Source organism: Nonomuraea roseola (assembly GCF_039535395.1).
GTDB lineage: Bacteria > Actinomycetota > Actinomycetes > Streptosporangiales > Streptosporangiaceae > Nonomuraea > Nonomuraea roseola.
Genome location: NZ_BAAAXC010000015.1, coordinates 2,160,372 through 2,174,776, shown reverse-complemented (window position 1 = coordinate 2,174,776; position 14,405 = coordinate 2,160,372). Strand labels below are relative to the sequence as shown.

At 65.5% G+C, this 14,405-nt stretch carries 7 protein-coding genes; 3 read left to right on the top strand and 4 right to left on the bottom strand.

The annotated features are described in order from the left end of the window. Positions 1–15: 15 nt before the first annotated feature. The 3 genes from ABFX55_RS33405 to ABFX55_RS33395 form a co-directional block, all read right to left on the bottom strand. Entirely contained in the window at positions 16–1,035 is a 1,020-nt protein-coding gene (locus ABFX55_RS33405) for a hypothetical protein (protein WP_346126630.1), read from the bottom strand. Between the two features lie 27 nt (positions 1,036–1,062). Further along, the gene (locus tag ABFX55_RS33400) at positions 1,063–1,596 is read right to left on the bottom strand and encodes a hypothetical protein (protein ID WP_346126629.1); all 534 of its coding nucleotides are present in this window, start codon (positions 1,594–1,596) and stop codon (positions 1,063–1,065) included. A 164-nt stretch (positions 1,597–1,760) separates the two neighbouring features. Continuing rightward, a complete protein-coding gene (locus ABFX55_RS33395) occupies positions 1,761–3,266 on the bottom strand; it encodes a dihydrolipoyl dehydrogenase family protein (RefSeq protein WP_346126628.1) in 1,506 nt (501 codons plus the stop codon). A gap of 381 nt (positions 3,267–3,647) precedes the next feature. Between ABFX55_RS33395 and ABFX55_RS33390 the strand changes: the two genes are divergently transcribed. Further along, positions 3,648–4,205, top strand: a complete 558-nt coding sequence (locus ABFX55_RS33390) for a Pycsar system effector family protein (protein WP_346126627.1) — start codon at positions 3,648–3,650, stop codon at positions 4,203–4,205. Positions 4,206–4,797: 592 nt separating this feature from the next. After that, complete coding sequence (locus tag ABFX55_RS33385) at positions 4,798–11,640, top strand: DNRLRE domain-containing protein (protein ID WP_346126626.1); 6,843 nt, start codon at positions 4,798–4,800, stop codon at positions 11,638–11,640. Between the two features lie 254 nt (positions 11,641–11,894). Here ABFX55_RS33385 and ABFX55_RS33380 read toward each other — a convergent pair whose 3' ends face one another. Next, positions 11,895–12,374: an SMI1/KNR4 family protein gene (locus ABFX55_RS33380; protein ID WP_346126625.1), complete on the bottom strand. Its 480-nt coding sequence runs from the start codon at positions 12,372–12,374 to the stop codon at positions 11,895–11,897. Positions 12,375–13,313: 939 nt separating this feature from the next. On the opposite strand from ABFX55_RS33380, the gene ABFX55_RS33375 reads away from it, so the two are divergent. After that, complete coding sequence (locus ABFX55_RS33375; protein ID WP_346126624.1) at positions 13,314–14,405, top strand: glycosyltransferase family 2 protein; 1,092 nt, start codon at positions 13,314–13,316, stop codon at positions 14,403–14,405.

Below are 14,405 nucleotides of genomic sequence, written 5' to 3'. Positions count from 1 at the left end.
CGCCTCCCTGCCGTGCTACTTCGCCGAGACGATGTTGTTCCAGAACGTGCGCAGGCTCTCGTCGACGCCGAACAGGGAGCTGAAGATCGTGGTGTCGGCGAAGATCACGTCACCGGCACGGTTCCCACTTGGCGGCATCCACAGGAACATGTTGAACTCGGTGTTGCCGGCCTCGGTGAACGGGTGCGGCGGCCTGGACATGTCGATCGGCTGCCTGCCCAGCACGTGGATGACGTTCGGGTCGTCGGTGGTCACGGCGTAGTGCGGCAGGTGCATGTGGAAGTTGAAGCTGGACACGCCGTCCAGCCACCCCTTGGTGTCCAGATCCCTGGCGATGGACAGGGGCGCGCTCCTGTTCCCCTCCGCCACGGCGGGGCGCAGCCCGTAGCGGTTCTCGACGGGCGTCCCCAGCCCCGCCATCAGCGAGCGGGTGTACCTGCCGAAGCGTTGCTGACGGGGCACCAGCGCGTCGCCGTGGTGGCGGTACTCCATGTCGCGCACCGCCATGTCGTCCGTTGCGCCGACGTCATGATGCGGCCCCAGAGCCAGGCAGGTTCCTTCACGGGTGAGCCATTCGCGCACCGCATCGATCTCCGCAGGTGTGGCGTCCTGCCCGGTGATCATGTGATCCAGTCCCCACACGAACAGGGTGTCGGTGTCGGCCAGCACCCGCTCATCCAGCGGCGTATGAAAACCCGCCTGATCGACGCGTTGGTACACGGGCACCGGGTACCCGGTGCTCTCTTCCACGAACTGCTGGAACGGCAGCCAGCCCCAGAAGAACAGCTCCAGCCCACCGGCGATGCCCTGCTGGAAGCGCAGCGGGTCCGACCATTTCGGGTCCTCGTAGGCCGGCCACGTCACGCGGCGCACTTCGGTCATCGTGGAGAAGCGGTTGTCCAGCTCGGCCACGTTCCTGCCGGCTTCGGCGGGATAGCTCCAAGCCACGTAGATGCTCAACCGCCGCCGGCCGGGGGTGTAGGGGCGCGGCGCATGGTTCTGGTTGTAGGTGCGCGCGGTTCTGGACTCGCTCATCTCGTCTCCGGGTGGCGCTGGCGGATGTCACTGCAGCTGGTCGAGCATCTCCGACAGGGAGCTCTTGATCTTCAGAGCTTTCTTGATCTCGTCGGCGGTGAAGTACGGGTACTCGCCGTACTCGATGAAGCTCGGGCAATGGTGCTCGCGAACGAATGTGATGAACGCCTCCGGGTTGGTCTTCCAGTCCTCGGGGAAGCCCTCCAGGTTCTCGAAGGCCGTGTTCAGCCCCGCCTGGGTGAAGAGCGCGATGGCGTCTTCGGTGTACTTGTCGAAGTCGGTGTCGAAGATGCCCTGGTACATGAATCGCGTGTCGTCGTCGAAGAGCACCCAGCGCAGGTAGTGCAGCTTGAGCGGAGCGAGGAACTGCGGATCGGCTTCCAGCGCCTTGGCGAGCGTGTTCCCGTAGTTGCGGATGGTGTCGGCCCGGCCGGGCTTGACCTTCGCAATGATGGTGAACCCGTAGCACGCCGGCGTCTTTGGAAAGATGGGGCCGTATTTCCCCTGCTCCAGATGGTCGGTCTCCTTCGGGATGACGACCGCCTGCGGCCTGATCTCCATACCGATCCCCCTACGTCGTCCTACTGGATGGGGGAGGCTGAAGTACTGAAGTGACCCGACTGTCCCAATTGTCTCATAGTGCGGTATTGCGTCAAAGCTCGTCGCGGATGTCTACCCGCAGCCGCCCCCGCGACCGCACAAGCCACCTGCCGGCGTCCCAAGCTTCAAGACGCCTCGTTCAGGTCTCTGCCCGCGTCCTGTTCGAGGCGGCGGGTGGCGATGTAGGCGGCGCGCCCCACGATGCCTGCATAGGTAGGGAAGGACAGGGGGATCCTGGCGAGCTCATCGACCCGCATCCGAGCGGTCATCGCCACAGCGGCGAGCTGGGTGGTCTCCACGGCGCGCTCGCCGACGACATGGCAACCGAGAATCTGGTTGCTGGTCCTGTCGACGATGAGCTTGCAGAATCCGGTGGTCCGGCCATCGATGACGGGACGTGTGGCGGCATCGAGGCCGACGGTGGCCACGATCACGTCGTGCTCCTGGCGGGCCTTCGTCTCGGTGAGGCCCACCTGGGCATATTCGGGGTCGGTGAAGCTGCCGATGGGGCTGACCTGGTCCCACATGGGAACTGCCGGTCCGCGTACCGCGTTCGTCGCTGCGATGAACCCGGACTGACTTGCCTGCGGCACCAGCATGAGCCGGCCGGTGACGTCCCCCGCGGCGAAGATGTGGGGGACGGAGGTCCGCTGGTAGGCGTCGACGCGCACGAAGCCGCGTTCGTCGGTCTCGACACCCGCCGCCGCCAGATTGAGTCCTGTGGTGGCCGCGGTCCAGCCGATGGCGACGACGACGAGCGCCGCCTCGGCACTGGCGGGTGCGCCGTTCTGGGTGAAGTGCATCAGCACGCCATCGGATGTCTTGTCGAAGGACTCGATGGCGTCGAAGTTCTCCCGCACTACCATGCCGCGCTCGCGGAAAGCCTCGGCCACGACCGCCGAGACGTCGTCGTCCTCCGTCGGAAGGATGCGAGGCCCCCTCTCGAACAGCTCGACGCGTGAACCGAAGGCCGTGAAGATGGAGGCCACCTGCGCACCGGTCGCGCCACCGCCGATCACCAGCATGGACGGAGGGACGTCGCGCAACGCCCAGGCGTCGCTGTGGGTGTGGGTCAGCTCGGCGCCTGGAACGGTGAGCGGCCGGCTGACGCCGCCCGTGCACAAGATGATCTTATCGCCGTGGAGTCGCAGCCCCCCGCTGGTCTCGACCGTGTGCGGATCGACGAAGGAGGCCGTCCCTGCATGCTCGTGGACTGTCACCCCCAGACCATCGACGCGATCGCGCAGATCCGATTGTGTCCGGACGTCGTGGACGACCTCGCGTACCCGGGCGAGGAGCCGCGGGTAGTCCAGACGAAATCCGTCCCCGGTGATGCCGTACCGGTCGAGTTGGTGTGCTTCCCGCAGCAACCGGGCCGCATGGGCGAGGGTGCGGACCGGTACGGGGCCGTCGTTGGCCGCCATCCCGCCGAACTCGTCGCGGGCCACCAGAGTGGTACGAGCGCCCAGGTCCGCGGCGCGATGAGCAGCGAAGGCGCCTGCTGGGCCAGCGCCGATGACAATGACATCGGTCATGTCCGGTCCTGTGGTCGAGACGGGAAGATGAGCGGCCGACCGTCTCTCTTCACTGTAGTAAGTCCTGCACAGCCTGCGACAACGCGCCCCCGACACCGAGCGAAACGGCCGCCTCGGTAGACGATCGGGTCTTCGTGCACCTGTTCATCGTCAGCCGTGACGATCGCTGACTTCGCTCCTCGCCGTAGCCAGGGCGATCGGCTGCCGCGGCCCTCCTTCGTCGGGCCTTGCCATCGGGCACGGTGAATCTCTGACGGCACCGCCGGCCATCAGTCCTGTACGGACGCCACCGCGAGCAGCCGAAGGCCATGATCGATCCGACCAGCGGCTGTTGCGTAATCGGGGTGACCTGCGGCGACTTCTTCCACTGGCTGTACCGTCGAAGGTGGCCTGACTCACACCGCCCGCCCACGCCCGGGACGCGTCGCGGCCTCGGGCACCCACCGGCCAACGGTTCGGGTGAAGGAGGCGCTCACCATGAAGCACGACCCGACCACACCGACTCCCCGCCTCGAAGGCGACATCGGTGCACCTGACAAACACATCGCTCCGGCTCTCAGGGAGAGGCTCGACGCCGTCAACAAGACGGCCTACGTCGAACTGGTACGGGCCAGCGAGACCAGAGCCGGTCTCCTGCTGTCCTGGGGAGGTGTCGCGTACGGCGTGCTCGTCACCCTCATCCTGACCGGCCCCGCCCAATTCCCAGGAATCGGGCGCGTCGGCGTCGTGATGGCGCTGATCATGCTGTCCATCGCCGTCATGCTGATCCTGTACACCGTCCGCCCGAGAATCCCCAAACATGGCGGCCCCAGGATCATCACCTATGCCCAGGCACCCACACCTGAGGCCCTGATCGACCTGATGCACGTCGAGGAGGCCGAGGCGGGCAGGTACGAGCTGGCCCTGGCCAACGATGCCCTCCTGGCCTGCAAGATCGCCGTGCTCAAGCACCGCAATCTACGATGGGCTGTCGACCTGATCGTCGCCAGCATCGCGACCTTGACGGTCACGGTCTTCCTGGAACGCCTGATCTGAACCGTGTCGCACAGCACGGCGAGCCTCGTAGGGCCTTAGAGATCGCTCACTTGGCTGGAGCCCGCCGTAGCGGGGTGATCGACACTGAGGTCATACTTCGTCTGGCCTCAGCGCTGGGTGCCAACGATGACAGCAGCGCACAGCAACTTCGATCACCGGGCGAAGCCTCGCAAGACGAAAAGACTCTCATCGATGTCGTTGTGGTAGGGGCCGTAACGATCGCTCACTTCGGTGCTGGCCATAGCCGGTTGGGCGTTCGGGGCCGCGAATGCTCCGACTGTCGATGACCCCGGCATTTGGCGTGGAATCGCACCTCTGACCGAGCCGTTCCTGCCCGCTCAGCGTGGCCCCAACCTCCTGCCTGCTCGCGGCGCCAGTAGTGATACCACACGCCCGATGCTCACCGAAACCCACCCTCTCCGCCACCGAAAAGGATCTTTACATCAGATCGCAACACATGTGATGATCACTCCGTTTTGCCAATTTTGTTCGAAAGGCTGGAGTGAACACATCACGAACAGCGTCGGGCTTATCCGTCCGGACGCGTCGTCGCGCGGCCCTGCTCGCAGCTCTGACGCTGCCGCTCTCGCTAATGAGCGCACCCGCAATCGCGCAGGGCCCCACGCCACCCCCCACCACCACCACTCCGACAAGCATCCCCACGACGCCCCCGCCAAACGCGCCCGCCACCCCCACCAGCAAAGCGCTGACGCAGGCGAAGAAGGACAACCGTCGCGTCGAGATCGAGTCGCTACGCTCAGAAACCGCCACCGTCTACGCCAACCCCGACGGCAAGACCCTCCGGATGGAACTGCACAGCCAGCCAGTCCGGGTCAAGAACACCGACGGCAAGGGCTTCACCCCGATCGACACCACGCTCGTCGAACAGGCCGGCGTGATCAAACCCAAGGCGATCAACGGCACCCTCACGCTGTCTGCCGGGCAGGACAAGACTCTGCTCAAGAGCCAAGCAACGACAGGCGCCGACACCGCGAAGATCACCACACCCTCGACGCTGCCCAAGCCCACACTGAAGGGCAACACCGCGCGATACCCAGCCGCCTACGGCAAGGGCCGCGACCTCGTGGTGACCGCGACCGCGACCGGCTTCCGGCAGCAGGTCATCATCACCGAACGGCCCACCGGCCCGGTCACCTTCAAGATGCCGGTAGCACTGCCCGCCGGACTCTCCTTCAGTAAGAATGCCCAAGGCCAGCCCATCATCGTGGGCAAGGACAGCAAGACGCTGACCGAGGTGCGGCCAACGCTCCTGCAGGACGTCACGGCCGCCGACGCCTACGCCCCCATCGACGCGGGCAAAGTCGGTAAGGCCGCTGTCAGTCTCGATGGCGACGGCAAGACGCTGGTGTTCGCTCCGGATGCCGCATTCCTGGCCGACCCTGCGGTCACCTATCCCGTGACCATGGCGGCCGTAGCAGCCGACTGGTGGGAGACCCATACCGGCGCAGGCGGCCTGCCCAAACAGGGCTGGGACACCTTCGTCAATGACGCGGACTATCCTGACAGCTGGGACAACTTCCGGTTGGACCGGATCCTGGTCGGCAAGTCCAACAGCGGCACCGTGCGCTGGCGCAGCTACATCAAGTTCCCCGACATGCCCGCCGAGTTCCGCGGCCTCAAGGTACAGAACGCTGACCTGATCCTGTGGAACCACCTGTCCAACGACTGTGGGACCTACGTCGGCTCCGGCGTCACCACCCGGCGGATCACGTCGGCCTGGGACGAAGCGACCATGACGTGGAACAGCCAGCCGTCGGTCACCTCGACCGGCCAGATCACCGAATATGCCGCCTACAGCCCCAACTGCACCAGCGGAGCCGCGAGCTGGGCAGGCAAAGAATGGGACCTGGTCTACTCGATCGACGAGATCGTCCAGGCATGGTCGGACGGCGCCTCCAACTACGGCGTCCAACTCACTGCCGGCAGCGAATCAGACAGCACCAACTGGCGCCGCTACCGGACCGACGAAGCAGGCGGCTGCAGGAGCACCCCGCTAGAGGCCTGCAAGGGGCAACTCCACCCTCCGATCCTCACCGTCGACTTCGAGGCACCCACGCCGCCACGCCTGGAGACGGTGGTCACCACCTCACGGGAGCCGCTCACCTCGATTCCTGAATACGAGGAAGCTCTCACCAAATCCGTCTACGTGCCAGAACTCGACGAGCTGATCGAACCGCTGAGCGATGAGCTGATCGCTGCAAATGAAGGGCAGCGGGACAGTGAAGGCACCTTGATCAGAACCGACAAACTCTCCCCCGCAGTGCCGGATCCCGGCGATAGCGACGACACCACCAATCCCGAGGGTGATGACACGACACCGCCACGGGTGCTGGCGACAGAGCCAGCCAGCGGCGCCACCGATGTCTCCCTAGGCTCCCAGGTGCGGGTGACGTTCTCTGAGGAGATCTTCGATCCACAGTTCGTGGTGAAGAGCGCGCAAGGCGTCCAGATCCAGGGCACCACCACGCTGGACGACACCAAGAAGATCGCGACTTTTGCTCCCGTGCAGCCGCTCCACCCCGGTACGGCGTACACCGCTGAGGTATCAGGAGCGATCGACCCGTGGGAGAACGCGATGGCTCCCTACACCTGGTCCTTCCGGACGATCGATCAGGCAGCCGGCCATTGGACGTTTGATGAGGGGGACGGCCGTACGGCTGCCGACTCGTCGGGCAACGATCACGATGCGAGCTTGCACGACACGGCGTCATGGATCGTCGGCAAGAGCGGGAACGCGGTCTCCAACGTGCCGTCGCAGGCGCGGATCGCCGCCTCCCAGGCGGCGGCCAAGCAGGGCAAGGCGGTCGAGGTCGCCGACGAGACGACCGCGACCAGCATCACCTACGCCCAGCCGGACGGGAAGACGTTCAAGACCGAGGTCACGGCCGGTCCGGTGCGGGCCAAGCAGGGCAGCGGCTGGGTGGCGATTGACACCACCTTGGCTGAGCAGGGCGGCAAGCTGCGGCCCAAGGCTTTGGCCGAGGGCGCGGCCGTGGAGATCTCGGCCGGTGGCACGGATCCGTTCGTGAAAATGTCGGCCGACGGGAAGTCGTACGCGCTGCGCTGGCCGACACCGCTGCCCAAGCCGAGCATCAAGGGCAGTGTCGCCACCTACATCGACGCCGCGGGCGTGGGCGCCGACTTGGTGGTGACGGTGTTGCCGACCGGGTTCCGGCACGACGTGGTGCTGCGGCAGCGGCCGTCGAAGCCGCTGGAACTGCGTATCGGCGTAGAGAGCGACGGCCTGACCCTGTCTGAGGGCAAGGGCGGACGGCTGCTGCTGAAGGCCAAGGACAAGAAGCTCGTGGCCTCAGCCCCCCAGCCGATCATGTGGGACGGCAGCGCCAAGGGCCGCCTACCGCTGGCCAAGCACGCGGTCATCGACACCCAAGTCGTGTCCAAGCCCGGGCGCACAGAGCTGGTGCTCAAGCCCGACCACGCGTTCCTGTCGGACCCGAAGACGGTGTATCCGGTCCGGGTGGATCCGACCACGACGCTGCCGGTCAACAACGACCTCAGTGTCCTCAGCACCGATACAGTCGACTCCCCGGCCTATCCGACCAGCAACGCCCTGCCAGTAGGTGTGCAAACAGGCCAGAAGATGCGCGCCCTTCTGCGCTTCGACACCTCCTCGCTCGTGGGCAAGACCATCACCGATGCCAAGCTGTCGATGTCGATCATCGATGCCAAGACCTGCGGAGCAGCAGTCGGGCAGGGTGTCCAGGCGGCCCGGGTGACCGGCGCCTGGGATGAGAACAACCTCTATTGGGCGAACAAGCCCGCCTTCACCACCGAAGACGCCCAAATCAACAAGACATCCATCGACTGCACGAGCACCCTGACTCCGACGGAATGGAATATCACCGGCATCAGCCAAGACTGGGCGGCAGGCGCGGCCAACCACGGCCTGGTGCTGAAGGCTCCGACCGAAAACACCACCATCGAATGGCGGATGTACGCCTCCTCCGACGACAGCGAATGGAACGCCCCGCCCAAGCTGGTCGTCACGACCAACGCGCCCGCATCGTCCCCCACGATCGCTAATCTCACGATCACCCCGGCGCAGGATGTTGCCGGCACGACCGTAACCACCTCGCTCACCCCGCAACTGGCCGCCACCGTCGCCGACACCGTCGGCGGCAACCTGACCGGCGAGTTCGAGGTCGAACACGATCCCGTCGCCACCGGCCAAGGCACCGGCCAAATCTGGGCCGGAGCATCTCCGGCGGTCACGTCCGGTGACCAGGCCACGGTGAGTATCCCCGCCGGGAAGCTGGCCGACGGCTGGAATGTCCGCTGGCGAGCTCGTGCGGTCAACGCCACCGCCGCCACCACCTCGGTGTGGTCGGCTTGGCAGACGGCCACGGTCGACGTGCCGAACCCGACGGTCGGCGCCTTCCAGGTCACCCCCTCACAGGTGGTGAACGACATCACCGTGGCCACGAGCGTGACCCCCACCCTGCACACCACGGTCACCGACCCGGCCGCGCATCCGGTGCGGGCGGAGTTCGAGGTCGAGCACGACCCGGCCTCGACCGGGCAGGGCACCGGCCAGATTTGGGCGAGCGCTGTGGACAACGTTGCGTCCGGCACCCAGGCCAGCATCGCCGTCCCCGACGGGAAGCTCACCGACGGGTGGAAGGTGCGCTGGCGGGTCCGGGCGGTGAATACCGCCACCACGGCCGGCTCGCTGTGGTCGGACTGGCAACTCCTGACCGTGGACGTGCCGGACCCGGTCTCCGAACCGGCCGTTGGCGCGCTGCAGGTCACCCCGTCCCAGCAGGTGGACGGCACCACCGTCACCCCAACCCTCACCCCCAGCCTGCTGGTCCAGGTGAACGATCCGGTCGGCGGCGCACTGCGCGCCGAGGCCGAAGTCGAACACGACCCCGCCGCACCCGCTGGGCAGGGTAGCGGACAGATCTGGACCGGCAGCGCCGACAACGTCCCAGCCGGAACCCAGGCGAACATCGCCATCCCGGCGGACAAGCTGGCCGACGGGTGGAAGGCCCGCTGGCGGGCCCGCGCGGTCTCATCCACCGCCGCCTCCACCTGGTCGGACTGGCAGACCTTCACCGTCAGCCTGCCCAAACCCACCGCCACCGGCCTGACCATCACCCCGTCCAAAGTGGTGGACGGCGTGACGGTGACCGACACGCTCACCCCCACACTGCAGGCCACCCTCACCCACCCGACCGGCCAGGCCCTGCGTGCCGAGGCCGAGATCGAGCACGACCCGGCCGCGACCGGTCAGGGCACCGGCCAGATCTGGGCCGGCGCCGTGGACGGTGTCGCCTCCGGCACCCAGGCGAGCATCGCCGTCCCAGCGGACACGCTCACTGACGGGTGGAAGATGCGCTGGCGTCTGCGCGCGGTCGCCGGCGACGCCTCCTCGGCCTGGTCGGACTGGCAGCAGATGACCGTCGACGTCATCCAGCCGGGTGAGGAGCCTCTGGCGCAGACGGCCGGGCCGGTGATCCGCACCGACCAGAGCTTCACCGCCGCCGCCTGGCTGCGCTGGAGCGACAAGGACGGCGACTACACCGTCCTCGAGCAGAAGGGAACCCACCAGGCGCCCTTCCGCCTCGGCAGCACCGCCGACCACGGACTGGTGTTCACCTTCACCAGCGCCGACACCACCGGTGCGACGGTAGAAGGCGTGCTGTCCGGGATCGAACCGCCCGTGGACGAGTGGTTCCACCTGGCGGGCGTGTACGACGCGTCCACCAAAACGGCGACCTTGTACCTGAACGGTGCACAGGCCGGGACAGCGCAGCTGTCCTTCCCCGCTTGGAACGCCCAAGCCCCGCTACGGATCGGCGCGGCGATGGCAGGGAGCATCGACGAGGTTCAAATCTACCAGCGCCCGTTCAGCGCCGATGAGGTCGCCAGTGTGATCGCATCGGTCACAGTCTCGGCACCTGTGGCTGTGACCGCACCGCAGAAGACCGCGTCTACGCAAGCTGCGGTTGTAACCAGCGACTTCGATTATGACCGCATCAATCTGCAAACATGCCAGGTCAGCGGAAGCGAAACCGGGCACGGCGAGTACGATGCGCGAATCCGCGAGCTGCCGTACAACTCCTGCTGGTCCTCCTACCTCCAAGTGAACGACTACGTAGAGGACGAATCGACCGGCAGACTAGTGAAAGCCGGCTGTAAGAGCCTGTTCAAGAATCCGGTCCTCAAATGGGCCTGCAAGCAGGTGGCTGAGCCGTTCGATGAAGACCTCGCCCTCCGCTTCCGGGCCACGGTAGTCATCCACAGCTATCTCGGAAACGCGACCGGGACCGGTGTGGTGGATGGGGTCGCCGGAGACGGCATCAAGCCGACGGACATGAAGATGTTCATCCAGCTCGATGATTTCGCGCTCATCGGTGAAGACGGGCGCGTGGTCAAGCCCGGAAACCAGTTGAGTGGCATGCCCATCACAACGAGACTATATATTCCGGATCCTCCTCTCACAGATGAGGGCTGCACTACTGGCGACGGAGAAAAGAAGAAGGATATCTCTACCTGGCAATCCAGCTCGTACGATCCCTTCAAGATTCGAACGACCATCGACAATCCGGGCGTAGTCACCTGCGCGTTCCATCCCGAGGTCGTGCTTTACACCGACCTTGGGGTGGAGTGGTTGCGCCTGCCCCTCTTCAGCCAGAAGGTCATTGACGTTAACGGCGAGTGGGTCGGCGTCGCACGCGAGGGTGAGGGGGTGCCCACGGGCTGGAAGCGGTGGATGCCCCACTTCCGCTGCGATAGCCTCGCGTTCGGCGCGGGTGACTCACAGGTTGAGGATCGCGTCGGCGGCTGTATCAACACCAGGTCGAAACGCGTATTCGTCATGTCCACGAAAAGTGGCACTGAATTCCCAGAAGTGGCCCAGCACATCAAGGACGCTCTCAACCCCGCCACGAACAAGAATACCAACCCGCCTAAACGTGAAGGGGAGTACGAGGTCCCGAATCCGCCAAGCAGGAATATCATTGGCAATGAGCAGCCCAAGAAAATCCCGGGGAACTGGGCGGCTCCTGTCGGGAGCGATGCAGGCGAACCACTACACAGGACCACAAGCAAGATCAGGAATATGTCTAACCGGCTCGTCTTCTCGCGACGTTCCTTCATTGCCGACCGCGGCGACGTGAAAGACTATGTATGGCCGCAGAATCCGGGAAGCAACTATTGCAAATACTATCAATGGGAAAAGTACATTGCCCCCGGGGCCGACTGGAGCGACCTGAACTGTGACGAGTATCCATTCGCAGCCACATTAGAGGGAGCCGCGAGCACTGAGTGGGACTTCTCGATTCGTACGCTCAACGCAAAACAAAACCGAGACCAGGGTAATGCCCTGAATAGATTCTACGCCGAATTCCGAGTCGGCAATGAGAACTCTTTCTGGGTGATGATCGAGTAGTAATCGGTGTAGTGCTTGGGTGCTGGGTTCGAGACTGATCTCGAACCCAGCACTCATGCGCAATTAAAGCATGGTCGCGGCGATCAGGTTCCTAACAAACCGGAGGCAATATCATTCCAGGCACCTCAGTAGGTCAAGAATACTAAGCAGTGATCACGTCTACCGCCCGCTAAAGAAAGAGCAGCAGCACATCACTCCTTACCTGATTAGCTTTGATTCGCAGCTTTTCAACCTCGAGACGGGCGTGCCCTCATTTAGGCGCCGATCCTGAGCTCGTACGCTATGAGGTCCCAGAAACACGTGTAACGACTGGCGCCGGCTAGCCAAGGCGCGAGATACCACGCTTCCCACTCACCTTCAGGAGTTTTGACGTGGGGGTTGAGGAGAACGACTCCGTCGTCCCAATACCCGGCTAGAAGGGTATCGGATACATACTCCCCTCTCATGTTGCCGGAGACTTGCTCGTGTCCGTAGACGAAGTAGAGCTCGTCGGGCACGCTCCATGAGTTCTCGGGCTTGGGTGCTGACCAGCTCTCGGCGACCGAGGGGGCGACATCACGAAGCCAGCCGATTTCCTCGACACGCAGCAGGCGGCAGTCATCGGCGTTACCCCACCCATTGGCGAACAGGAGAAACTGCCGGTAACTCGGCGGCAGCTCCATGCCCAATTGCTCTTCAAGCTGGCGGACCTTTGCCTCGGTAGCTGGGGGATGCAGATCGCTGTCAGTGTTCAACGCTGAGCGATCAGGGCCTTCGGTCGCCGAATGCCTTGCGGGGAAGCGTTCAGACCATGCGTATTGGGCACTCATGGTGAAGAAGATATCCCGTTTCGAGCGGCTGCTACATGTGCAGCACAAAGCTAGGGCTGCGCCTCCCGATAACCTCCAGGTGTGGGACATACGCGAGATGATCAAGGCATTGCTCTATCGATGCTTAGCATCGCCGCAGGTCACCCAGCACACCGGATCACAGGAGCGCCGCTGACGACAGAGGACGAGGCATAGCGAGAGCCGGATGCCCAGGCCAGAGCCTAGATCACCACTCGCGTCGAGTTCACGATCATGCACCGCGCAGTTCACGAACTACCGCTGAACCAGGCTCTTACCTCGCCGGCTGTCGCCGGGAGGGGCATCCGGGGCACACGGTCGAGAGCGCCGTCCGTGAGGGCGCGTGTCTTCTCGTGTGCCCCGGGCGATCCCCGCGATGGTGTGGCGGCAGGGCGGACCTGCTCCTGGTCCAAGCGGCCGAGGGACCTGCGCCTCCCGCCCGCGTGGAGGGGGCCGCGGGGCTGCGCCTGATCGCCGATGAGGTTCTGCCTGGCGGGCTGACCTGGCCCTGCTGCTTCGGGCCTGCTCCGGCAGCCCCGCTCGTTCCGGTCGTCCGCGGTGACGAAGCCGCCGGTGTGCAGCTCCGGCGGCGGTACCGGTTGTCCGCGCTGATGGGGCGCTGGTGTCCACCTTCGGCGGTGGTACCGGTCCTCTGCGGTGACGGCCCCGCCGGTGTCCGCCTTCGGCGGTGGTACCGGTCATCTGCGGTGACGGGGCCGCCGGGTTCATTCATCCTCCGGCAGCCGGCGTCATCCGTCCTTCCGCGAATACGGTGGCCGCCCCGCGTACGGAAACCAGCTCGGGTGATCGCTGACTTTCGTCAGGGTGAGTGGGTAGTCGTGGGATATGAGTGAAGCCCCGAGACACGTCACCGAGCTCGCCGAGCGGCGAGTCAAGGCCAGGGCGGTGCGCGACTACGCCGCCGCCGACGTCCTCCGTCAGGAGATCGAGCAGGCGGGCTGGCAGGTCCGCGACTCGGCCGACGGTTACGAGCTGACCGTGAAACCCCCCTTCGAGCAGTGGCCGTCGGTGCGCTCCGTCCCGGTCTCGGCGATGACGGAGACCGAGGGCGAGAAGGGCAGCGGCCTCGACAAGATCAACCCCGCCGCCGAGCTGGGCTTCTCGGGCGACCCCGGCCAGACGGGCGACCCCGGTGACGACATGCTGCACGCGCAGCGGACCTGGGACGCCGGCCTCGCGACGAACAGGCTCGACATCGCGGGTGTCGACCTGGAGCGGCAGCGGGTCGAGATCTCCGGCGTGACCGCGAGCGTGGGGGTCATCGTCGACGGATGGGCCGACGACATGCGCAGGTGCCTGGAGTCGGTCCTCGAGCACACCAGCGCCCCGATCCTCGCCCTCGACCTCGGGAACGTGCACGGCGCGGGGGAGGCGCTGCACCAGCTGGCCGAGCGTCACCCCGAGCGGATCACCGCGTGGCACGTGGCCGAGCAACCGCACTGGCAGGGAGGTACGGCGGGCTGGGGCGCGGCCCGTACCAAGCTGATGCAGCTGGACACCGCGGACGTGCACGTGCTGATGGAGACGTCCACGGTCCTGGAGGGAGACGCGCTCACGCCGCTGGTGAAGGCGGTCAAGGACGGGGCGGTCGCCGCCGGGTGGAAGGGCGTGGATCCCGGCGAGAACGACACGGAGTGGAACGAGTCGGGGCCCGGACGGGTGCGGGCGCTGCTCGGGTACCTGATGGCGGTGCGGAGAGGCGCGGCGCTGCGGGCCTTCCCCGAGAAGGTGCGCTACTACCGCAACGCCGATCTGGTGCTGTCGCTCGCGCTGGAGGGGCCGCTGGTGGTGCCCGACGCGCGGCTGCCCGTACGGCAGGAGCGTCACCACGGTTACCACGACGTCTCCCCTGAATACAGGGACAGGGAGGCGCGCAGGAACTACGAGGCCGTGTTGCGCATGCTGCGTTCCTCGTAG

Coding starts and splice junctions, on each gene's coding strand:
- ABFX55_RS33385 (WP_346126626.1), top strand. CDS start 4,798: ATGAGCGCACCCGCAATCGCGCAGGGCCCCACGCCACCCCCCACCACC.
- ABFX55_RS33405 (WP_346126630.1), bottom strand. CDS start 1,035: ATGAGCGAGTCCAGAACCGCGCGCACCTACAACCAGAACCATGCGCCG.
- ABFX55_RS33400 (WP_346126629.1), bottom strand. CDS start 1,596: ATGGAGATCAGGCCGCAGGCGGTCGTCATCCCGAAGGAGACCGACCAT.
- ABFX55_RS33375 (WP_346126624.1), top strand. CDS start 13,314: ATGAGTGAAGCCCCGAGACACGTCACCGAGCTCGCCGAGCGGCGAGTC.
- ABFX55_RS33390 (WP_346126627.1), top strand. CDS start 3,648: ATGAAGCACGACCCGACCACACCGACTCCCCGCCTCGAAGGCGACATC.